Source organism: Mesorhizobium sp. HAY1-8B, from assembly GCF_056868045.1.
The window spans coordinates 502,162-523,932 of the sequence record NZ_CP200321.1; the positions used below are offsets into that span (position 1 = coordinate 502,162).

23 protein-coding genes, 1 tRNA gene and 1 pseudogene are annotated in these 21,771 nt (G+C 61.9%); 8 read left to right on the forward strand and 17 right to left on the reverse strand.

Translation table 11 applies throughout. The features are described from left to right. Positions 1-302: 302 nt before the first annotated feature. The 4 genes from AC1VON_RS02515 to obgE form a co-directional block, all read right to left on the reverse strand. Positions 303-890, reverse strand: a complete 588-nt coding sequence (locus AC1VON_RS02515; RefSeq protein WP_172352825.1) for a nicotinate-nucleotide adenylyltransferase — start codon at positions 888-890, stop codon at positions 303-305. A 72-nt stretch (positions 891-962) separates the two neighbouring features. Then, positions 963-2,249: a glutamate-5-semialdehyde dehydrogenase gene (locus tag AC1VON_RS02520; RefSeq protein ID WP_483120306.1), complete on the reverse strand. Its 1,287-nt coding sequence runs from the start codon at positions 2,247-2,249 to the stop codon at positions 963-965. 3 nt (positions 2,250-2,252) lie between these two features. Continuing rightward, a complete protein-coding gene (gene proB / locus AC1VON_RS02525; protein ID WP_483120307.1) occupies positions 2,253-3,389 on the reverse strand; it encodes a glutamate 5-kinase in 1,137 nt (378 codons plus the stop codon). A gap of 4 nt (positions 3,390-3,393) precedes the next feature. Next, entirely contained in the window at positions 3,394-4,425 is a 1,032-nt protein-coding gene (obgE, locus tag AC1VON_RS02530) for a GTPase ObgE (protein WP_172348064.1), read from the reverse strand. Positions 4,426-4,557: 132 nt separating this feature from the next. Between obgE and AC1VON_RS02535 the strand changes: the two genes are divergently transcribed. Further along, on the forward strand, positions 4,558-5,427 hold the full coding sequence (locus AC1VON_RS02535; protein ID WP_172348063.1) for an endonuclease/exonuclease/phosphatase family protein: 870 nt from the start codon (positions 4,558-4,560) through the stop codon (positions 5,425-5,427). 7 nt (positions 5,428-5,434) lie between these two features. Here the strand turns inward: AC1VON_RS02535 and AC1VON_RS02540 are convergent. The 4 genes and pseudogenes from AC1VON_RS02540 to AC1VON_RS02555 form a co-directional block, all read right to left on the reverse strand. Next, positions 5,435-5,984, reverse strand: a pseudogene (locus tag AC1VON_RS02540) (GNAT family N-acetyltransferase). Positions 5,985-5,987: 3 nt separating this feature from the next. Further along, positions 5,988-6,575 (reverse strand): GNAT family N-acetyltransferase, encoded by a 588-nt coding sequence (locus AC1VON_RS02545; protein ID WP_172348061.1) that lies wholly within the window; start codon positions 6,573-6,575, stop codon positions 5,988-5,990. A gap of 120 nt (positions 6,576-6,695) precedes the next feature. Then, on the reverse strand, positions 6,696-6,965 hold the full coding sequence (gene rpmA, locus AC1VON_RS02550; protein ID WP_010912120.1) for a 50S ribosomal protein L27: 270 nt from the start codon (positions 6,963-6,965) through the stop codon (positions 6,696-6,698). A 98-nt stretch (positions 6,966-7,063) separates the two neighbouring features. After that, complete coding sequence (locus AC1VON_RS02555; RefSeq protein WP_172348060.1) at positions 7,064-7,747, reverse strand: 50S ribosomal protein L21; 684 nt, start codon at positions 7,745-7,747, stop codon at positions 7,064-7,066. 419 nt (positions 7,748-8,166) lie between these two features. Here AC1VON_RS02555 and AC1VON_RS02560 point away from each other — a divergent pair. From AC1VON_RS02560 to AC1VON_RS02575, 4 genes are all read left to right on the forward strand, one after another. Then, positions 8,167-8,256 (forward strand) — tRNA-Ser (locus AC1VON_RS02560). Positions 8,257-8,413: 157 nt separating this feature from the next. Continuing rightward, positions 8,414-9,151, forward strand: a complete 738-nt coding sequence (locus AC1VON_RS02565) for a HipA family kinase (protein WP_483120308.1) — start codon at positions 8,414-8,416, stop codon at positions 9,149-9,151. Continuing rightward, the gene (locus tag AC1VON_RS02570) at positions 9,148-9,978 is read left to right on the forward strand and encodes a DUF3037 domain-containing protein (RefSeq protein ID WP_483120309.1); all 831 of its coding nucleotides are present in this window, start codon (positions 9,148-9,150) and stop codon (positions 9,976-9,978) included. Before AC1VON_RS02565 ends, AC1VON_RS02570 begins: the two co-directional genes overlap by 4 nt. A 451-nt stretch (positions 9,979-10,429) precedes the next feature. Next, on the forward strand, positions 10,430-10,846 hold the full coding sequence (locus AC1VON_RS02575) for a hypothetical protein (protein ID WP_483120310.1): 417 nt from the start codon (positions 10,430-10,432) through the stop codon (positions 10,844-10,846). Between the two features lie 144 nt (positions 10,847-10,990). Here AC1VON_RS02575 and AC1VON_RS02580 read toward each other — a convergent pair whose 3' ends face one another. Together AC1VON_RS02580 and choX are read right to left on the reverse strand one after the other, a co-directional pair. Further along, positions 10,991-12,010, reverse strand: a complete 1,020-nt coding sequence (locus tag AC1VON_RS02580; RefSeq protein ID WP_483120311.1) for an alcohol dehydrogenase catalytic domain-containing protein — start codon at positions 12,008-12,010, stop codon at positions 10,991-10,993. A 12-nt stretch (positions 12,011-12,022) separates the two neighbouring features. Beyond that, positions 12,023-12,952, reverse strand: a complete 930-nt coding sequence (choX, locus tag AC1VON_RS02585) for a choline ABC transporter substrate-binding protein (RefSeq protein WP_483120312.1) — start codon at positions 12,950-12,952, stop codon at positions 12,023-12,025. Between the two features lie 82 nt (positions 12,953-13,034). Here choX and betI point away from each other — a divergent pair, with 82 nt between their 5' ends. Further along, positions 13,035-13,691, forward strand: coding sequence for a transcriptional regulator BetI (gene betI, locus AC1VON_RS02590; RefSeq protein WP_483120313.1), 657 nt, complete (start codon positions 13,035-13,037; stop codon positions 13,689-13,691). Between the two features lie 46 nt (positions 13,692-13,737). On the opposite strand, the gene AC1VON_RS02595 is transcribed toward betI, so the two are convergent. The 3 genes from AC1VON_RS02595 to AC1VON_RS02605 form a co-directional block, all read right to left on the reverse strand. Continuing rightward, the gene (locus AC1VON_RS02595; protein ID WP_483120314.1) at positions 13,738-14,409 is read right to left on the reverse strand and encodes a DapH/DapD/GlmU-related protein; all 672 of its coding nucleotides are present in this window, start codon (positions 14,407-14,409) and stop codon (positions 13,738-13,740) included. Next, positions 14,406-15,731: a hypothetical protein gene (locus AC1VON_RS02600; RefSeq protein ID WP_483120315.1), complete on the reverse strand. Its 1,326-nt coding sequence runs from the start codon at positions 15,729-15,731 to the stop codon at positions 14,406-14,408. Before AC1VON_RS02600 ends, AC1VON_RS02595 begins: the two co-directional genes overlap by 4 nt. Positions 15,732-15,851: 120 nt before the next feature. After that, entirely contained in the window at positions 15,852-16,112 is a 261-nt protein-coding gene (locus tag AC1VON_RS02605; protein WP_483120316.1) for a hypothetical protein, read from the reverse strand. Between the two features lie 135 nt (positions 16,113-16,247). Between AC1VON_RS02605 and AC1VON_RS02610 the strand changes: the two genes are divergently transcribed. Continuing rightward, positions 16,248-16,517, forward strand: a complete 270-nt coding sequence (locus AC1VON_RS02610) for a hypothetical protein (RefSeq protein WP_483120317.1) — start codon at positions 16,248-16,250, stop codon at positions 16,515-16,517. 40 nt (positions 16,518-16,557) lie between these two features. On the opposite strand, the gene AC1VON_RS02615 is transcribed toward AC1VON_RS02610, so the two are convergent. From AC1VON_RS02615 to AC1VON_RS02630, 4 genes are read right to left on the reverse strand one after another with little or no spacing between them, the layout of a single operon-like run. After that, the gene (locus AC1VON_RS02615; protein ID WP_483120318.1) at positions 16,558-17,439 is read right to left on the reverse strand and encodes an efflux RND transporter periplasmic adaptor subunit; all 882 of its coding nucleotides are present in this window, start codon (positions 17,437-17,439) and stop codon (positions 16,558-16,560) included. Then, the gene (locus AC1VON_RS02620) at positions 17,436-17,645 is read right to left on the reverse strand and encodes a DUF1656 domain-containing protein (protein ID WP_172348056.1); all 210 of its coding nucleotides are present in this window, start codon (positions 17,643-17,645) and stop codon (positions 17,436-17,438) included. The genes AC1VON_RS02615 and AC1VON_RS02620 overlap by 4 nt, the downstream gene beginning before the upstream one ends. A gap of 7 nt (positions 17,646-17,652) precedes the next feature. Continuing rightward, positions 17,653-19,698 (reverse strand): FUSC family protein, encoded by a 2,046-nt coding sequence (locus AC1VON_RS02625; protein ID WP_483120319.1) that lies wholly within the window; start codon positions 19,696-19,698, stop codon positions 17,653-17,655. A gap of 56 nt (positions 19,699-19,754) precedes the next feature. Then, on the reverse strand, positions 19,755-21,104 hold the full coding sequence (locus AC1VON_RS02630; protein WP_172348054.1) for an MFS transporter: 1,350 nt from the start codon (positions 21,102-21,104) through the stop codon (positions 19,755-19,757). A 138-nt stretch (positions 21,105-21,242) separates the two neighbouring features. Here AC1VON_RS02630 and AC1VON_RS02635 point away from each other — a divergent pair, with 138 nt between their 5' ends. Continuing rightward, positions 21,243-21,695, forward strand: a complete 453-nt coding sequence (locus AC1VON_RS02635) for a MarR family winged helix-turn-helix transcriptional regulator (protein ID WP_483120320.1) — start codon at positions 21,243-21,245, stop codon at positions 21,693-21,695. The last annotated feature ends 76 nt before the right edge of the window (positions 21,696-21,771 follow it).

A 21,771-nucleotide genomic window follows, 5' to 3' on the forward strand; every position in this document is an offset into this window, starting at 1 on the left:
TTCAATCGATCGAAGAGGTTGAGTGCAAGCGGACTATGACAAGGGCAGTCCAACCCGTGCGCCAAGCCCCCATACCTTTTGCCGAAACTAATTCTCACAACAACTTCCCCCGCCGAAAAGAGGTAAAAATTAAAGAGATAAAAATTGATGTAGACAGCGCTCGCACGCGATCAACTGTATCGCCGACGAACTCGTCTTTGATGGCAGAGGCGCCGTAGCCCGTCAATGTCAGGGTTGCGATAGCAGCGAACGCTGCCGGATCGCTCACTTACTATTGAGCGCTGTCGGTGATGCTGGACCAATCACCCCTTTGCCATCTTCCGGATCGCGCTCGACGACAGCGACGAGCGCGGGCCGTGGATGAAGGTCCAGGCCGGCGCCTTCATGCGGGCGAGCCGCGGCGCGTCGCCTTCGTCGATGCGGGCATAGTCGAAGGTCTTGGCGACGACCGACGACAGGAACGACAGCGTCGCGCCCGGACGGTCGATGACCGCGATCGGGAAGGTCAGCACGATTTCGCGCCAGCGCTGCCAACGGTGAAAGTCGCGCAAACTGTCCGCGCCCATGATCCAGACGAAGTCGACGCCCGGATTGCGCGCCTTGACCAGGGCCAGCGTGTCGGCGGTATAGCGCACATGATGCGCCGCCTCGAAGGCGGTGACCTTGATTTTCGGGTTCTTGGCGATCCGCTCCGACAGTTGCAGCCGCTCGGCCAGCGGCGCCAGCTCGCGCGTGCTCTTCAACGGATTGCCTGGCGTGACCATCCACCATAACTGGTCGAGCGCCAGGCGCCTGAGCGCAATCTCGGCGACCAGTGCATGACCGGCATGCGGCGGGTTGAACGAGCCGCCGAACAGGCCGACGGTGAGGCCCTTTTCGGCATGCGGCATCTTCAGGTAACGGGAGGGGACCGCCGCTTCGGAGGATGCCAGCATAGCCTCAGGCTCTAGCAACGAAAAGCGTCAAGGCCTCACCTGTCCCGACCCGCGCACGCGATATTTGAAGGAGGTCAGCTGCTCGACGCCGACCGGGCCGCGCGCATGCATCTTGCCGGTGGCGATGCCGATCTCGGCGCCCATGCCGAACTCGCCGCCATCGGCGAACTGCGTCGAGGCATTGTGCAGCAGGATGGCCGAGTCGATCTCGTTGAAGAACCGCTCCACCGCCTTCGCATCTTCGGCGATGATCGCCTCGGTGTGATGCGAGGAGAAGGTCTCGATATGCTCGATCGCACCGCTGACGCCGTCGACCAGCTTCACCGCGATGATGGCGTCGAGATATTCCGTCACCCAGTCGGCATCATCAGCCGGCTTGGCATCGAAAAACAGTTTCAGCACTTCTTGATCGGCATGGATCTCGCAGCCAGCCGCGCGCAGTGCGTCAAGGATCGGCACCAGATGGGTGGACGCCACCGCGCGGTCGACCAACAGCGTCTCGGCCGCGCCACAGACGCCGGTGCGCCGCATCTTGGCGTTGACGGCGATCTTCACCGCCATGTCGAGATCCGCCGAGCGGTCGATGTAGAGGTGGCAGATGCCTTCGAGATGGGCAAAGACCGGCACGCGCGCCTCGCTCTGCACCCGCCCGACCAGGCTTTTGCCGCCGCGCGGGATGATGACGTCGAGCGTACCGCCAAGCCCCTTGAGCATCTCGCCGACAGCGGCGCGGTCGGTTGTCGGCACAAGCTGGATGGCGTCTTCAGGCAGGCCGGCGGCCTTCAGGCCTTCGACCAGGCAGGCATGGATGGCAGCGGACGAATTGAGCGAATCCGAGCCGCCGCGCAGGATCACCGGATTGCCGGCCTTGAGGCACAGTGCGCCGGCATCGGCCGTGACGTTCGGCCGGCTCTCATAGATGACGCCGACGACGCCGAGCGGCGTACGCACGCGCTCGATCTGCAGCCCGTTCGGCCGCTGCCATGCGGCGATGACATCGCCAACCGGATCCTTGAGTTCCGCGATTTCGCGGATGCCGTCGGCCATAGCGCGGATGCGAGCCGGATTGAGCTTCAGCCGATCCATGAAGGAGGCGGACAGCCCCGATTCCTCGCCATTCGACACATCGATGGCATTGGCGTCGAGAATATCCTGTTCCCGGGCGACGATCGCGTCGGCCATGGCAAGGAGCGCGGCGTTCTTGGCGTCGGTGGTTGCGATGGCCAGCGGTCGGGCGGCGGCGCGGGCGCGGCGGCCGATATCGGCCATCAGCGCCACGGTGTCATCCCCGGATTTTTCATGCAGCTTCAGCATGGCTTATCCTCCGCTTATGTCGCCCCCGGCGTGACTCACCACGAGGTCGTCGCGGTGGATCATCGCCGAACGCGCTTCGTAACCGAGCACGGTTTCGATCTCGGCCGTCTTCAGGCCAGCGATCCTTACGGCATCGGCGGCATCGTAGGCAACCAGTCCGCGCGCGATCTCGCGGCCCTCGGGCGACAGGATCGCCACCGTGTCGCCGCGGGAGAAATTGCCGCTGACCAGCTTGACGCCGGCGGGCAGCAGCGATTTGCCCGACGTGAGCGCGCCGACGGCGCCGGCATCGACCGTCAGCCGGCCGGCCGGTTCGAGTTGGCCGGCGATCCAGGTCTTGTAGCCCTTGACCGGATTGGCGCTGGGCCGGAAGAAGGTCGCGCGCTCGCCGCGCTCGATCGCCATCAGCGGCGACAGCCGCGTGCCCGAAGTAATGATCATGGCGGTGCCTGCGGCGGTGGCGATCTTGCCGGCATCGAGCTTGGTGCGCATGCCGCCGCGCGACAATTCGGACGCGGCCGCTCCCGCCATCGCCTCGATGTCGGGTGTGATGCGGTCGACCACCGGGATGAATTTGGCCTGGGGATCGCGCGCCGGCGGTGCGGTGTAGAGCCCGTCTATATCGGAGAGCAGCACCAGCAGATCCGCGCCCATCATTGTCGCCACCCGCGCGGCCAGCCGGTCATTGTCGCCATAGCGGATTTCGGAGGTGGCAACCGTATCGTTCTCGTTGATGACCGGCACCGCCTTCATCTTGAGCAGCGTCGAGATCGTCGCCCGCGCATTGAGATAACGCCGGCGTTCCTCGGTGTCACCAAGGGTCAAAAGGATCTGACCCGACCTCAGGCTGCCCTTGCCGAGCGCATCCGACCAAGCGCCGGCGAGCGCGATCTGGCCGACGGCGGCAGCCGCCTGGCTCTCCTCGAGCTTCAGCGCGCGCTTGCCAAGGCCAAGGATGGTGCGGCCAAGCGCGATGGCACCGGACGACACGACGAGAATTTCGGCGCCGCCCTCGGCGAGCACGGCGATGTCGTCGGCGAGCGAAGCCAGCCAGTCGCGCTTCAGGCCGCTCGCGCGGTCGACCAGCAACGCCGAGCCGATCTTGACGGTGATGCGCCGGTATTTTTTCAGCGACTGCATGGCACTACTTTTCCCAGCGCGTCTCGACCACGGGTGCAGCCTCCGCGCGCGCCTCGGCAATCACCGCCATCAGCGCCCGCAGCACCGCTTCGACACCTTCGCCGGTGACGGCGGACAGAAGCATCGGCGCGCGGCCGGCGGCGCGCTTCAGCGAGGCGACCTTCTTCTTGCGCCCATCCGCATCGAGCGTGTCGACCTGGCTGAGCGCCAGGATCTCGACCTTGTCGGTCAGCCCCTGGCCATAGGCTTCCAATTCGGCGCGCACGGTCTTGTAGGCCTTGCCCGGATTTTCCTCCTGGGCCGAAACCAGATGCAGCAGCACGCGCGTGCGCTCGACATGGCCGAGGAAACGGTCGCCGATGCCGACGCCCTCATGCGCGCCTTCGATGAGGCCCGGAATGTCGGCGATGACAAATTCGCGCGCATCGATGCGGGCGACACCAAGGCCGGGATGCAGCGTCGTGAAGGGATAATCGGCGATCTTCGGCTTGGCCGCGGTGACGGCCGCGAGAAATGTCGACTTGCCGGCATTGGGCAGCCCGACCAGCCCGGCATCGGCGATCAGCTTCAGCCGCAGCCAGATGTTGAGCTCCTCGCCCGGCAGGCCGGGATTGGCGCGGCGCGGCGCCTGGTTGGTCGAAGTCTTGAAATGCTGGTTGCCGAAGCCGCCATTGCCGCCCTTGGCAAGCAGGAAACGCTGGCCGACCACGGTAAGGTCGCAGATCAGCGTCTCATTGTCTTCCTCGAACACCTGGGTTCCGGCCGGCACTTTCAACGTGACGTCGGCGCCCTTGGCGCCGGTCATGTTGCGGCCCATGCCGTGGACGCCGGTCTTGGCCTTGAAATGCTGCTGGTAGCGATAGTCGATCAGCGTGTTCAGCCCGTCGACCGCTTCCAGCCAGACATCGCCGCCACGGCCGCCATCGCCGCCGTCCGGCCCGCCGAACTCGATGAACTTCTCGCGCCGGAACGACACCGAACCGGCGCCCCCGTCACCGGAGCGGACATAGACCTTGGCTTGATCGAGAAATTTCATGGGATTGCAGTTTCTTTTATTGGCCTTGCGGCATTGCTCTAAACCTTGGGCCTTGCTCTAAACCAAGGTGCGGCGAAGGGCGAGGCCGTTTTATGACAATGGCCGCGCGGGGTGGGCCTGAGAGATGTCGGTATGAAGCTTGTAACCTACAACATCCAGTACGGCATCGGCCTTGATGCGCACTACGATGTCGCGCGTATTGCCGACGCGGTACGCGGCGCCGACGTGATCGCGCTGCAGGAGGTCACTCGCAACAATCCCAGGAACGGCAACCGCGACATGGTCGCTGAGATCGGCGAGGCGCTGCCCGACTATTTCGCCGTCTATGGCAGCAATTTCGAGGTCAATATCGGTTCGCGCATCGAAAACGGCCGCGCCATCACCACGACCTTCCAGCTCGGCAATATGGTGTTGTCCAAGACGCCCATTCATCTGTCGCGCAACCTGCTTTTGCCGCGCAGCCGCAGCTTCGAGATGATGAACTTCCAGCGCGGCGCGCTGGAAGCGCTGATCGAGACATCGCTTGGTTTCATCCGTTTCTATTCCATCCATCTCGATCATCGCAGCCCCGTGGAACGCGCCAGCCAGATCCAGTTCCTGCGCCGGCGCCTGTTGAACTACGCGCTCGAAGGCGGCGCGCTGTCCGGCGTCGCCGAGATCGGCCTGCCGGAACTGCCGCATCCCGAGGCCTTTGTGGCCATGGGCGATTTCAACATGCTGGCCGCCTCGCCCGAATATGTTGAACTCGCCGGCCGGCCGGACCATGAGTTCGGTATGCCGCTGACCGCCGACTTCGCTGTCGATGCCGCCGTGCGCCTGGATGTCGCCGGCGACGATCTCGTCAGCTGGGTCGATCCCAAGGATCCTGCCAATGCCAGCCGCCACAAGCGCATCGACTATGTCTTCACCAGCGCCTCGCTTGCCCGGTCGCTGAAGCGCCTGTGGGTCGACCGGAAAGCAGCGGGTTCGGACCACCTGCCCGTGTGGGTCGAACTGGGCTGATGACCATTCATCCCGCAGCGTTTTCGCGTTCGACGATCGCCATCACGATCGCATCGCGATATTCCCCATCGATATAGATCGCGTCGCGCTGCACGCCCTCCCACAAATCCGACCTTGTCGTAAAGCGCGATGGCGCGGGCATTGTCGGAATGCACGAAAAGCTCGATACGGACAAAGCCGTCCTTGCGCGCCTGCGCCACAGTTGCATTGATGAGCTTCCGTCCAAGGCCATGCCCGCGATAATGCGGGACAATGCCCATCCCAAGCGTGCCGCGATGAGCGTGTATGGGCCGATCATGGCGAGTGATGTCGCACCAGCCGACAACCTCGCCACGAACGGCGGCTACATAGCCTGGATCGCCCCTTGCGATTCGGTCCATCACAAATCTTCTGGCTTGATCCAGCGGCGGCGCCTCGAGAAAGGACAAATACTTTCGCTCACGCGAAACGACATCGAGCGCGTGATGAAAGCTTTCGATGTGCCCAAGCGCTAGCGGCGCGATCTCGACCGATTCAATATCGCTGCTGTCCTCAACCATTGGCCTCACCGGTGCCATGCATCAGAAATGCACCCAGTTGCGCAGGCTCGTCCACGTCTTGCGGTCCAGCCTGTAGCGCTCGACCGGCACCTGGCCGGCGACAATCGAGTTCAGCATGCCCTGGCCCGCATACTGGAAACCGCACTTGTGGATCACCCGGCGCGAGGCCGGATTGATGACCCGCGTCGAGGCATGCAGCACCTGGATCGAGGTCTTCTGGAAGGCGAGGTCGACCAGTGCATGGGCGGCTTCGGTGGCATAGCCCCGCTTCCAGTGGGGTTCGCCGATCCAGTAGCCGAGCTCCAGCCCGCGATCGGTGGTGTTCAAGCCCGCGCAGCCGACGAAAGTGTCGGTGCCGGCCAGCGTCAGGGCATAGGCAATGCCGGCCCGGCGCGACCTGGTCATGGCGAGGAAGGCGCGCGCCTCGTCCTCGCCATAGGGATGCGGCATGCGCGCCAGCATCTCGGCGACATGACGGTTGTCGGCAAGCTTGACCAGTTGCGCGATGTCCTCTTCGCGCGGCGCCCGCATCACCAGCCGTTCGGTGACCAGCACCGGGCAGTCTATCGCGTAACTTTCGTCTTCACTGTCTTCCGCTTCGGCAACCATTTGAACGTCCTCCAGGCACAAGAAAAAGGGGAGATGGAAACCCATCTCCCCTGATCCTTTTCCTGGTTTTGCCAGACACCGGTTCCCGAGATGGGCGCCGGTGTTCTAGTGCGGAACCGGCTACTCCGCGGCTTTGGTAATCGGGTTGACCGATACGTAGGTTCGGCCGTTGGCTTTTTTGTTGAACGTCACGGCGCCGGATTCGAGCGCAAAAAGGGTATGGTCCGTGCCCATGCCGACATTGACGCCGGGATGCCAGGTGGTGCCGCGTTGACGAATGATGATGTTGCCCGGGATGACGGCTTCGCCGCCGAACTTCTTCACGCCCAGACGCTTGGAATGCGAGTCGCGACCGTTGCGCGACGAGCCGCCAGCTTTCTTGTGTGCCATCTAACTAACTCCGTTGCGCCGCAAGGCGCCTAAAAGGCCTTATGAACGCGTTCGCGTTCCGTTTCAAGTCCGATCCGGCTGATGTTTCGCCGGAAAAATTACTTCTTGGCCAGTTCCTTGGCCTGTTCGCGCCAGTCCTTGATCTGGTCGGCGCTGAACGGCATGTGCTCGTCGATCTTGGCGACGTCCTTGTCGGTCAGCTTGGCCATCTGCGCGAAGGTGATGATGCCCTGCTCGGCGAGATCCTTGGCGGCGACCGGGCCGATGCCCTTGATCACGGTCAGGTCGTCCGGCTCGCCCTTCGGCGCCTTGAACAGCGGCGCGGCGGCCGTCTCGGCCTTCGCTTCGTCCTTCGGAGCAGCCTCCGGCTTGGCTTCCTTCTTGGCCTTGGCTTCCTTCGGCGCGGCCTCGGCGGCGACTTCAGCCTTGGCTTCCGCCTTCACGGCCGCCTTCTTGGTCGGCTTGGCGCCACCCAGCAGGATCTCGGAGATCCGCACGGTGGTCAAAAGTTGGCGATGGCCGATCTTGCGGCGCGAATTCTGGCGGCGGCGCTTCTTGAAAGCGATGACCGTGCGGTTCTTGCCCTGCTCGACGACTTCGGCGGTAACCAGGGCGCCGTCGACGAACGGCGCGCCGAACGTGACATTCTCGCCCTCGCCATGCGCGAGCACGTGGCCGATCTCGACGATATCGCCGACATTGGCTTCGACTTTTTCGATCTTCAGGAGATCGTTGGCGGCGACGCGATACTGCTTGCCGCCCGTTTTAATGACTGCGAACATTTTTTGCCTTTCGCTGTTCGGTCGGCCTTGATGAACCGCGTCTGGCGGTTCGGCCGTCTTTTTGTCAGTCTGCGGGTTCAAAAAACAAGCGGCGCGGAAGAACCCTCCACGCCGATTGCGCGCTGTCCCTAACCGAAGGTTGAGCGGGAGTCAAGGCAACACCCGTTGGCGGGCCTGTTATTGGCGGCGGGCCGGCCGGCCAGCGGTCTTTGCGGCAAGGCCTGTGGCGCGCTGGAGAAATCGGCGACTGCCACGATGACGTCAAGATCGGCGATGCCCTGGCGGGCCGATGCGCGGCGAATGCCGCCCGTGAATCCCATGCTTGTCCGGCAAGCCAAATATCGGTGGATTTGGCCTTGTAACCTGCCCGTTCAGCCGTTATCTAGTGCGCCGCGCCGGCAACGGCCGACCATGACCGCGGAGAGGTGGCAGAGTGGTCGAATGCACCGCACTCGAAATGCGGCATGGGTGCAAGCCCATCGGGGGTTCGAATCCCTCCCTCTCCGCCATTGTGCATCCTTACTCACAAGACAGTTCGATGTCGCATGCGGATAAAAGCACCCAGCTTTTGCGACAGGACCCGCGAGGCAGGCTGCTCCCAACCCTTGGAGCAATATGTATCGTATGCTCTAAGTGCGCCGAATTCCCCTTTTTGCGTGTGGAGCTATGGCTATCGACATCGAGGAAGTGCTTGGGCGTTCCGAGCAAGGAGTCACCGAGCCCTATATCTGCCGTGGTTCTGACGGCAACCTTTATTTCGTTAAAGGAAAACGAGCGGGCTACGATTCACTCGCAAAGGAATGGATCGCCGGAAACCTGGGCCTGCGGGTAGGATTGCCTATACCACCATTTCGAGTGATGGAAATGCCGCGCGAACTATACGAATTGGGTCGGGATAGCCTCTTGGGCGACCTCGGCTTTGGATTGCTGTTCGGCTCCCGACAGATGCCAAATGTAAATGAGTTGTCATTTCTCAATTCTGTCGCTCTCGACGACGGTTTGAAGCGCGATATAGCTGCTTTCGATTGGTGGGTGATGAATGGAGACCGGACGCTCACCGAAGCCGGCGGAAACCCCAACATCCTATGGTCTGAGACGGAGAGCCGCCCATTCGTGATCGATCACAATCTGGCGTTTGACAAAACCGTAACCCTTAATTCACAGCTCGATAGTCATATATTTGCCGCTTCATTAGCTCAAATATGTGAGTCTCCTGCGCTTCAGGCTGACTACAATTCGAAGTTCGAACAAGCGTTGCTGGAGTTGCCAGCCATTATCCATGACATCCCTGAGCGGTGGCGCTATCTCGACGATGCTCTGACAATTGAGAGTCCCTTCTCGCTTCAAGATGTAAGCGGGACATTGAAACGGTATCGAGTGGACGCATTTTGGAAACGACCATGAAAAAGCACGCGACAAGCTATGCAATAGTCCGTTTCCAACCTCATGTGGAGACAGAAGAATTCGCGAACATTGGAATCGTCTTGGTCGCTCCGAGGCAAAGCTTTCTTGATTTTCGTCTTGAGACAAGGCGAATTGGGAGAATTACAAATTTCTTTGACACGTTAGAACAATCTAAAACTAGAAGTATTCTGAGAAACTATCGTGAAGAACTCGGGAGAATTAAGAATTTATCTGGACACAAAGGCGATGGCCAAACTCGATTTGAGTTCGAGATAGCAGACAATGCCGAGCACCTTTTTCGGGCTCTGACAAAGGATCGTGAGGGCATTATTCGATTTAGCGATATTCGCTATGCGATGACTGATAACCCGCGCAAAAAACTGGACGAGCTTTTTGAGTACTATGTTAGGCGAAATTTCGCGAATGCTGTCTATAAGGAAGGCCTTCTTGAAAGGCACGTGCGCGACACACTGCGCCTGAGAGACATTAGTCAGAACTATAAAAGAAAAACCTTCTCTGATGGCATCTATTCCGCGAATTTTCCATTCGTCGAGGTTATAGATGGAAAAAACATCCGGATCATCAAACCAATTTATTTGGGGCAAGATGACCCAACCCGTATACTCGATCATAGTAATAAGTGGATATTCACTGTAAACCGCCTCAAAGCCCTGCTCCCTCGAGAAGTTGTTTTCGCGGTAGAGGGCCCGATCGGAAATCAACCACAAAAGAAAGCGTTTGAAGAAGCGATAGGGCAATTTAAATCCAATAACATCATGGTTGTCGATGCCATGAACGAGGCCGAACTCATTGGTGCGGTTGGATAGATTAGCACAAAATCCTATCAATGTTGGGATAAACCTTACGCGATGAGGCAACCAAGAGATAACGGCTCATTGCAGAGCATCCTGGTGACGCCGCACTTAGGAAGTGATCTACGATTTCGACCATCAAAGTCGCCATTCGTTGCACCTCAGATGCTCGATAAGCGCGCAATTTCAGCGCAGCGTTCCGTCGGCTTGGATAGTAGGGATAAAATCCAATAAAGCGCGGGCAGTAGTCCTCCAGCAGCGGGACCAATTCGCCTCACTCGGTGAACGGAGTGCCAGCTACCGCCAGCAGCGCACATGTCGCGTGACAAAAATCTGCTACATCCGATAAGTGATAGGATCTCTAAGGGGCCATCCTGCGGCGGATTCGTTTCGACATGTGCTCCGCGCGCAATCCAACAAGTGTCCGGCCACTCTTTGGATCGGCTGTTTCACAACGGGTGATAAGATGATCGGGCGAACCATAGCGACTGCCTTTGCAATTGCGGTTTCCCTCTCGCCTGCGCATGCGGGACCACAGCATCGTTTGCCAAGCGGTTATAAAGGGGGCCGCTGCCTGCTTACCGTTCACGGTCAGACCCGCATATCCGGAAGACGCTCCTATCAAATCGAGAAGGGCGGCGATTTCAATATCCAGGGACCCCGGCAGGTTTTTGCAGGCATCGACTATCCCGACACGCACAGTGGGGCTGGTGAAATGTCCCGGGATTACTGGGCGGCTGTCTACAAGGACGGAGAGGCTTGGACAGGCTATTCGAACTCGGAGATTGACAAAACGCACGCAGACAAATTCGATTGGGGTGAGCTTCGCCGCGAAGGCGCATGCTATTTCGGCAAGGACGTCAAGGTGTGCCTCTGGCATTAGCCGGGTCAGGGGCGGTTGCACGGTTGAGGCCAAGCAGATCGATTGCTGCGTAAGCCGGTCGCCGACCGCTGGCTTGCGCCGGCCCATCCGGTGGCGTTTCTGGACAATGCGTATCCCGCCGATACGGCTCGGCCGACGGCATCGTCAGACACCGGCACCAAAGACAATCGCCTGCCGCCCTTCGGCGGTGCCCGCTTTCAACCGGCCCAGCGCGCTAGTCACGTCCGCGAGCGTGACGCGCTCGACCTGAGCCTCTAGCGGCTGCGCCTCGTGCAATTGCATCAGTTCACGCATCTGCGCGCGCGTGCCCACGCTGGTGCCGGTTATCCAGACACCGGTGGCGGTGAGCCATTCCTGGCTGAGAGGTACCGGTTGCGAGACCATGGCCGCGGCGATGATCCTGCCACGCGGACGGATGGCCACGGTCATCACATCCCAGCTCGCCGGTGTCGGCGCAAAATTGACGCAGACATGGGCACGCAGCTTCGCCGGCCAATCACCGGCCAGACGAGGCGAGGCAAGAAGCGTGTGTTCGGCGCCAAGTGAAGCCGCAAGGCGGAGCTTGGCCTCATCCGTATCGACGGCGATGACCACCGCGCCGAGCCGCCGGGCGATCTGGATCGCGTACAGGCCCAGGCCGCCGCAGCCGAATACGGCACAGACCTCGCCGGCAACGATCCCTGCCCGCTTCAGCGCCCCGAAGGCGGTCAGGCCCGCGCACATCAACGGCGCCAGTATGGCCGCATCGCCTTGGTCCGGCACGCGCGCGGCGAAACGCGCATCGGCCACGACATATTCGGCAAAAGTGCCCGCGACATCGAAGCCATGGGCGCGCTGGTGCTGGCAGAAGGATTCCATGTCGGCGTGGCATTCATCGCAGCAGCCACAGGTGTCATGCAGCCAGGCGACGCCCGCCCGCTCGCCAACCCGCCAGCCCGTGACGCCGGCGCCCGTCCGCACCACCCTGCCCACGCCCTCATGGCCAAGAATCGCCGCCGCTTGCCCCGAAGCCGGCCGCAGATGCCCTTGCCACACATGCACGTCGGTATGGCATATGCCGCTGGCCTCCAGACGGACCAGTATTTCTCCGGGACCCGGTTCCGGCCGCGGCACGCTCATGATGCGCAACGGCTGGCCGGCGCGTTCCAGCACGGCTGCAAGCATGCTTTGCGTCATCTAAAGGCCGAGAGCGCTTTTCACGGCCGGCAAGGCTGGCTGGCCGGCAAGGGTCGAGACGCCGTCCAGCCATTTCGCCAGCTTGTCGGGATTGCGCTTGATCATCTCGCGAGCGGCTTCGTCTGCGGATTTGCCCTCCCCCAGGATCATCCGCATGCCATGGTTCTCGTAGTCGAGATCGAATGCCAGATTGGCGAACAGCCTGGCCGCGTTGGGGCATTCGGCCGAAAATCCCTTGCGGGCGATGGTGCGCACCGTGGCGCCGCCGAAATTCGGTCCAAACTCGACGTCCCCTCCCGACAAATAGGTGATCTTGTAGTCGAGATTCATCGGATGCGGTTCCCAGCCAAGGAAGACGACCCAGCCCTTATCCGCCACGGAATTCGCGACCTGCGTCAGCATTGCCGCCTCGCTGGATTCGATAATCTGCCAATCGCCCAGCCCGTGCCGGTTGGCGGCCACCATGTCGAGCAGCGGCTTGTTCGAGCCTGCCTCGATTCCGTAGATCTTGTGGCCGAACTGGTCAGCATGGGAAGCAAGATCGTCGAAGCTTTTGATCCCCTGGTCCGCGACATATTGCGGTACGGCCAGCGTGTATTTGGCGCCCTCCAGGTTCACGCCCAGCACTTCGACCGCCCCCTCGTCGAAGTAGGATTTGTATTCCTCATCCTGCACCGGCCTCCAATTGCCCAGGAAGACATCCATGTCGTTCTCCTTCAAAGCCGAATAGGCGACACCCAGGCCGAGCAAGGTTTGAGAGGCGTCATATCCCAAGGCGTCGAGGATGACCTCGGCGGTGGTGTTGGTCAGGGCGATGTCGGTCCAGCCCAGATCCGCCATGCGGACCTTCCGACATTGTGATGCGTCGGCGGCCATGACCGGCGAGGCGACGAGTGCTGAAAGCAAGGCCAGAACGAGTGTCGTGCGCATTGTGGCTCCCCATTTTTCTTGGTGTGACGAATTGCCCGCCAACGCTATGACCTCTGCATTATATGTCAATATAGAATCTTGTATGAGCATACAAAAATCTTCTTTGCTAGAAAGAGCAATGGCGACTCAGGGCAAGCGAACGAAAATCGAGGACATACGGCGCGTCGAGCTGATTGCCGCCGCCCGCCGCGTATTCCTCGAGCATGGGTTGCAAGGCATGACCTCGGCCCGCATATGCCGCGAAGCCGGCATGTCGCCGGGCATCCTTGCCTATTATTTCAAGGGTAAGGACGAGGTTCTGTTCGGCATGGTGCGCTACAACAATCGCCTGCTGATGGAAGACGTCATAGCGCGCCTGGGGGCGGCGCAGACCGGTTGGGCACGGTTGGAAGCGATCGTTGAAGGAAACTTTCCCGCCTTGGCGTTCACCCGCCCCATCGCCAATGCGTGGCTGTCAGTCTGCGCCGAGGCGGGCGTAAATCCGCAATATGCCCGGCTCCAGCGGCTGTTTTACCGCCGATTGCGCTCAAACCTGGCTTCGGTGTTTGCAGGGATGTTCGATGCGACACGCCTTCGCGAGGCGAGTTTTGTCATCGCTGCCCTGATCGATGGACTTTGGCTACGCAAGGCAGCCGCCGACGATGTCGGGCGCGACGAAGCCATAGCGCTGGTGTTCAGAGCGATCCGGTCCCTGCTGAGCAGCGGGGAGGAGCAGCAGTTGCGCCACCCTACGGGTTGAAGGGCACATAGCTCTCGCTCTCTCCGCCACTTTCATCCGTCTCTTGTCACACTGCGGATGCCGGGGTTCCGCGCACGGTCACGCCGGGCTGGACGCTGCGGGTGACCACCGAGGCGGCGCCGACCGTTGCGCCGGCACCAATTTCCACACCGGGCATCAATTGGACGGCGCTGCCGATACGGGCACCCTGCCGAACGACAACGGGACCGGCAGCTGTCCTTCCCTTGGGACTGAACGTGGTGGCGAGCGCGACAACGTAGGGCCCGATGGCGCAGTCGCTTTCGATAATGGTCCCAGCCGGAAATCCGCAAAACCCTTGGATTCTCGTGTTTTCTCCGATGACGCACTTGCTTCCCACCGTACAGGAGAAACCAACGCTGCTTCTGTCCCCAAGACGCGCGCCTTCGCGGATCAGGGCATGGTCACCGATATAGGCGTCGGGGCCGGTTATCGCACCGGAGCAGACGATGGCGTAGGCGCCAACGATTGTTCTCTCGCCTATATCGGTCGGCTGCTGAACTGCTGGCTGGGCAACCGAACCAGGATTCGATTGGCTTGGCCTGCCTATTATGGCGCCATGCTCGATACGGGCCCCGCGGCCCAATCGTGTTCCGGGATAGAGTACGACATAGGCGCCTATGGAGACGTCGTCCGCGATTTGAACATCGTCCGCGCACATGAGATAAGGGGCGCGATCGGACTTCTTCAACTCGTTCATTCTGTCAGCCTTCGATAGTGCTTGCGTATCAGGCGCTTTATCTTCGCAATGACGACGCGGCGATTGATTTGGGACATGTGGATTTTCACGCCCGGTTCATCCGTGGTGTCTTCGGACAGCTTGCCCTGATCAACCTCGAGGTCCCGGTCGATTTTCGCTGCCATCCGAAGCCGGAGTTCGTTTCGCTCTTCCCCTGCTGTCGGGATGCTGAGCTCCCTCGTCAGTTGCTCGAGCGTGCGGCGGTATTGTTCGTTCTCGCCGCGAAGTCGGCTGACTTCATCCTCGGCCCTTTTGGCGCGCTCGGCCACCGGCCCAAATGCTATCCGGGCAGACAGCAACTTGGATTCCGACCTCCAGTTCGACGCCACCAATCTCGAGAGCTCAAGCTTCGGCGTGGTCCGGCTTGCCGTCGGCCTTGCCAGATCCGAACACAGATCGATCATCTGCTGGGCATGGATTCGAGCGTGGTGATGCATCATCACCAGTTTCCGATTCGCCATTCCCATGAGGGGATCATAGGCAGCTAGATCGGTCACCAGTTGTACGGGATCAAAGGGGCGCGATAGAGCGAGCCCCGCGAACGCATCGGCCTCCATCGCCTCGTAGACCTGTGGAGTTACCCAGCCATCCATCCCAAAGACGTCGTACACATAGGCAGGCCGACCGCAGGACATGGCATCCAGGATCGCCCGGGCCTTCCCCACGACGATATCCGCCTCCGCGATGGCTTGGACAATGTCGGCGGAATTGGTGCCGGCGGGGCTGCCGACCTGCATGAACTCGACCCCGGCGCCACTCCACGCGTCGACCAGAAAGCGCTTTGCTTCGCCTTGCAGATAATTCCCCAGCAGAAGCGCTTTCTTCGGCTGTTTGCGGGCTGCGCCGCGGGGCGCCAGCCTGTCGACATCGATCGGTTGGCGAAAGCGAACAATCCGGTGCTTCGTGGCCAGGGCACGAAGTCGATCTTCAAATCGCTCGCTCATGACAACAACCGCGCCGACCACGCCAGGAACAGCCGGAGGCGTCTGCAATTCGAAAAGCGGACTGTGGCAGATAAAAGCGTGAGGAACCTCAGGCCATCTGGCCGACATCTCATAGGCGACAACGCCGTCCTGGCTGAGCACGACATCGGGCGTTGGCAGCTCGAGATCCGTGGCAATCCTGATCGCACGCTCCCTGGCCACCTGAGCCATCTTCCCAGGTGCCTTCACATAGATCGTGATCTCGTGGCCAAGCTTCAGGAACTGTTCGGCAATCGTTATTGCATAGGTCTCGCTGCCGCCAACATCATCGAACTGATAGGTTCCTAGAACTATTCTCACAGATGGGTCCTGGCACAATTTTTCGGCAGCGAGCGAAGCCGGTCAGCACTGCCGCCCGCCGGCAAACGATCTCACGACCATGGCAATTCGATTCGGCGAGGGAGGACATATCCGTGATCTTCATATCAGCCCCCTTTCAAAGCCAGCATGACGTATTTTGGCAAAGCATGTCAAAACCGGAGTCGTCTCCGCGCCGTGAGCCGTGACCGCTATTCCCTGGCCAATGCCGGCGGAATGCGACAAAAAACGCGGCAGGCGGAACAACTGCGGAAGCAGCACTTCGCGGGACATCGATTTCAGTTCCTGGCAGAGCCTGCTTGCCACCCTTATCGGCCTGGCGCTGTTCACGCTGATCAGCATCGGCATTCGCTTGCTGATCATGTTCACCATCCGGCTGGCCGAGCACGCCGTCCGGGAGATGGTCGCCGGGCGTCCCGTGCACAGGCACGACCTCGTGGTTTCGCTGCGAACTTCATTCGCGAGGCCCTCGACCTTGCCCCGATCCCGGCCGACCTCATGATCCCGCAACAAGGTCCGGCAAGGCCGTCGGCCTCGACCGCGCGCGGCAAGAACGAGCGTGGCAATGATACGTCCGGCGGCGGTGGAAAGGTGGCGGCGGAGGCATGGGCGGTGGTGGCATGGGGGGCGGCTCCGGTGGTGGTGACGGCATCGCAACCGACGATCCGTCGGATCCCGCTTCGGGCCACCGCCCCTAAGGAGCCGCCGTTCAAGCACCGCGCCGCGGCGCGCGAGCCTGCTTGGGCTTGGTGGCGCGTCTTGCCGTGATCACGGCTACGTAGTGGACGCACCGCGCGAGGCGGACGCCTCATTGCGCCGTAGCGCGATCGATGGTCACCGTTGCGGAAGTCCCGGCAACCAGCCTTGCCTTCGTGGCCGCGTCGCTGTCGATCACGATATGCACGGGAACGCGCTGCGCGAGCCGCACCCAGGTGAAGGTCGGATTGATGTCCGCCAGCAGCGTGCCCGAGCTGCGTTCGCGGTCCGCGATTCCCGCGGCGATGCTTGCGACATGGCCGGACAAGGAGTTTGGCCATCCCATCAGCCTGATGGATGCCCTGGCGCCGATCCCTATGCGCGGAAGTTTCGTCTCCTCGAAATAGCCCTCGATGCGCATCGTGTCGGTGTCGACGAGCGCCATGGTGGCCGTGCCGGGGGCGACATAGTCTCCCGGGCGAAGGCTGAGATTGGTGATGATGCCATTCACCGGCGCCCGGACTTCGGAACGGTCCAGATTGAGCTGCGCCAGGTCGCGCGCCGTGCTGGCCTGCAGGCTTTCCGATTCCGCCTCGGCCACCGTCGACCGCGCTTCCTCGATCTGCTGGACGCTGACCGCCGAAGCGGTCAGGCGCTGAAGCCGGTCGAGGTTTCGCTTGGCCTGGTCGAGCGTTGCCTGCTTCCCCTCCACCACGGCCTGCGCCTGTGCGAGCGCCACGGCGAAGCGCTGGCGGTCGACCTGGAAAAGAGCATCGCCCTTCTTCACCGCCTGGTTGTCCTTGACCATGACCTCGGCCACTAGGCCCGACACGTCAGGCGTGACGCCGACGACGTCGGCGCGGACATGCGCATCACGCGTCCATGGAGCATTCATGTTGTCGTCCCACAGCTTCCAGGCGGCGACGCAAGCGACGACAACGACGATAGCGGTGACGAGGATCCTGCCGGTAAGGCGCAGAAAGCGGTACTTCATGACAACAGCCGATTTGAAAGCGAGGACAATGCCCCGAGGATGAGGATGTAGAGCGCGAGATTGAAGAGCGCCCTGTGCCAGACGAAGGAATAGAGGCCTGTCCACGACAGCACTTGCCAGACGATCCGCGCCACGACGAAGGCCGCCAGCATCAGGACAAGGAGACCCGGCAGATAGACGCCGGCTATGCTGATATCGCTTTGCATGATCGATCTACTCCGCCACCAGCAGCATGGGCTCCGGCATTGTCGAATAGATCGGTGGCGCGGCGTTCCGGTACAGCGCCCGTCGCACCCCGACCAACGCGTCCGCCGACCGCCGCGCCGGCGTGGCCTGACGGCCCGCGACCGTGGCGAGGGCGCGATCGATGCGCGCCAGCAGCCGCGGCGGCGCGGTGACGGCTGCGCCAAGGCGCAGGCGCTCCTTGAACAGCTCGGCGACGGCCGACAGGACGGTGCCGACCTCGCGCCTCTCGTCGGGTGTGAGACGGTTGCGCATTCGCTGCAGTTCCACGATGTTCAGGCCGAGCCTGATTTCCGCATAGCCATCGATCGTCGACAGCGCCTTGTTCTCCGTCCCCGCGAGCCTGGGCACGAGCTGGCCGAGACGATCGAGCATGCGGCCGGCGAGCCGGCGCTGGTCCTCGACGCGGTCGCCGGCGGCGAGTTGGGCAAGGTCCGACCAGCCGGCATGCACCAGTCGCCGGGCCGCGATCTCTCCGCCGAATGGCCGCACCATCAGCGTCCACACCAGTGCGAAACCCACACCCGCCAGGGCGGCGAGGCCGCCGCCTGCGAACGAGACGAAATCGGCGGAAAACCGGTCGCTGAGGGCGATGAAGGATGCGGTGTTCACGGTGAGCAGCATCGCCAGCATGCTGAGCTGAGGCCTGGGAATGAGCGTGCCGAGCACGAGGAAAGGCGGCGCCAGCACGAGAACCAGCAAGGGGAAGCTTTGAACCATCGGCAGGATGGCGAACTGGTAGAGGGCGGTGACCGCCAGGCTGACCGTGCACCAGACGAACATCGACAGGAGAAGCGGCGCCGGCCGATCGGCGGCAGCGAAGAATGAACTGCCGACCGCCACCATCAGCACGAATCCGGCGCCTTCCGCCCAGCCGGAATAAATCCACAGAGCACTGGCCGCCAGCACGGCGAGGATCACGGAACCGGCATAGAAGAACAACATGCCGTAGTCGTGATGGCGGGTGCGCGAGAAGGTGCGGCGACGGCGGAAGGCGAGCCTTTCGCCCCGGGAATCGCCCGTCGCGATCTGCTTTTTCAGCACCAGGCAGTCGTGCCAGGCGTCGACGATCTCTCTCAGCCTGGCCAAGGCGCTGTCGAGGATGAGGCTGTCCCAATCGACCGCGTGCGCGGGCGGCCGCAAATCAGCGATACGGGAGCGGAATAGAACGGCGCGGTCCGGACCGTCCACCGCCTGGAGCCAGGTTCCGACATCACCGAGAAGGATGAAGAACTCCTCGTGGATCGCCCGATCCTGCGACTTCAGGCCATGGATGCGGTCATCGAGCGACGACAGCAGTGGAAGCAGCAACATCAGCCGCCCGCGCAACTGTCGCGCCTGTCGCGTGACGCCGCGCGTATGGGCATCGTATCCGAGCTGGCTGATGAGGATGTCGAGCCCTGAAATGTCCGATGCCAGCTTCTGCCGGGCCTGCAAGGTTACCGCAAGCGCGCCCTCGCCGCGCAGGATCTCGCCCGCCCATGCCGCGGCATCGCCAAGCCAGTTGGAAATGCGCGAGGACAAGAGCGAAGACAGCCCGATCGGGAACAGCAATTGCGCGACCACGCTGGCGCAAACGATGCCAAGGATGATCTCCTGGCTGCGGGCCGAGGCGATATCGAAGATCGTCTGGGGCGCATCGACCGCCGGCAGCGCGATCAGCGGAAGCGAATAGCCGGCCAGCATGAAGACATAGCTGCGCGGCGTCCGGTCCAGCATCGAAAGATAAAGCAACCCCCCAGTCCACAACGCCACGACCATGCTCATCAGCAGCGGCGAATTGACGAACATCGGCAGGAAGAGGACGGACGCCGACGCACCGATCAGTGTACCGAGCGCGCGATAGAGTCCCTTGGAAGAGGTCGCGCCGGCGAGCGGATTGGCCACGACGTAGACGGCGGCCATGGCCCAGTAAGGGCGCGGCAGGTCGAACGATAGCGCGATATAGAGCGCCAGCATCGACGCGGTGAACGCCTTGATCGAAAACAGCCAGTCTTGCCAGGAAGGGAGCGTCATTGTGCTTCAGCTCTTTGGCCCGCTCCTCCCAGGCGGACCCGGAAAGCTCCTTGAACCTAATTGTTGATGTCGACATCCTTCGTCTCATTCCCGATCAACAAGGAGATCAGGGTGAGCACCGCCATGGCCGACAGATAAACGCCGACCCAGAAAGGTCCGCCTCCGGCGCTCCAGAGGGCTACCGCGATGAATGGCGCCACGGCCGCGCCGAGGATCGAGGATACATTGTAGGAGATACCCGAGCCGGTGTAGCGAACATTGGCTGGAAACAGCTCGGGCAGCAGCGCTCCCATCGGGCCGAAGGTCATGCCCATCAGGCTGAAGCCGACGATGAGCCACGCCATGACGCCGACGGTACCGGCATGAAGCATCGGCACCCACAGCAGGCCGAAAGCCGCGATCGCCAGGGTGATCCAGATCAGCGTACGGCGGCGGCCCCAGCGGTCGGCCCACGGGCCGGAAACCATGGTGAAGACGCCGAAGAAGACAACGCCGATGATCATCATCAGCACGAAGGTCGTGTAGCTGTAGCCGAGGCCCGGCACCGCCGCCGAGGGCGCCGCGCGGCCGTAGCTCAACGAAAACGTCGTCATCAGGTAGAACAGCACATAGGTGGCGAGCATGTAGAAAGTGCCGAGTATGAGCTCTCTCCAATGCGTCTTGACCGCCGAAGCCAGCGGGAGCTTTCTGACCTGGCCAGTGCGCACCGTATTGTCGAATGCCGCGCTCTCGACCAGGTTGAGCCGGACCCACAGACCGATGGCCACCATGACCACCGAAAACAGGAACGGGATGCGCCATCCCCACGAAAGGAACGCCATCGACGGCCGCGAAGGATCGTCCGAGGGCATCGCGGCGGCAATGATCAGGAACAGGCCGTTGGCGATGATGAAGCCGATCGGCGCGCCGAGTTGGGGGAAAGTGCCGTACACCGCGCGCTTTCCCTTCGGCGCGTTCTCCGTCGCCACCAGTGCGGCGCCGCTCCACTCTCCGCCGAGAGCAAAACCCTGAGCGAGGCGCAACACCACCAGCAGGGCAGGCGCCAGCCATCCGGCGCTCGAGTAGGTTGGGAGCAGGCCGATCAGGAATGTCGCCAGCCCCATGGTGAGCAGCGCGCCAACCAGCGTGATCTTGCGGCCGCGCCGGTCGCCCAGATGGCCGAAGAAGATCGCGCCGAGCGGGCGCGCAATCATCGCCGCGCCGAACACGGCAAAGGAAGCGAGAAGCGCCGTCGTCTCATTGCCGGCCGGGAAGAACAGGTGAGGAAACACCAGCACGGCAGCCGTGGCGTAGACATAGAAGTCGTAGAATTCGATCGTGGTGCCTATCAGGCTCGCCAGGATGACGCGCGAACGCGGATTTGCGGGAGTGGAAGCTGAGGGCACTGCGCTAAAAGCAACGGACATACGAAAACACCTAAAAGGGTCGGCGAACGCCGATTCCTCACACTGAGAACGGACACCTGGCGGACAGATGGAAGGATCGACTTCGTCGCCTCGCTGGTATCAATTGCATTCAAATAGATTGTATGCGAACGATTGGCAATGGAAAATGAACGATCCAGAAGCCGCGAAACGATCGGCCAGGTGATAACCAATGTTGCGCGCCTTTGGCGTCGCACCGCCAACGAGCGATTGGATCGTTATGGACTTTCGCATGCCGTGGCCATGCCGCTGCTGGCATTGTGGCAACTGGGCGGCGAGGCTCGCCAGGGAGCGGTCGCGGAACAGGCCGGCCTCGAAGGGCCTTCGCTGGTGCGTCTCGTCGATCTCCTGGTGGCCGAAGGCCTGGTCACAAGGCGTGAGGATCCCAGCGACCGAAGGGCCAAGATACTGTCCTTGACCAAGGACGGTGAGGCGCGGATGAGTTCGATCAACACGGTGCTGGCCGAGCTCCGCCACGAACTGGTCTCTCTCATTGGCGACGACGAGCTTGAGACCGCCTCGGCGGTGCTGCGGCAAATCCAGGCAGAACTCTCCACCAAGCTCGGGAGCTGAATTGCAAACGCCGGCCTTGCCGGCACCGGTGTCAATGCCATGCCGGCACCTTCCGGCTGCGTGCACTCGCCGCCAG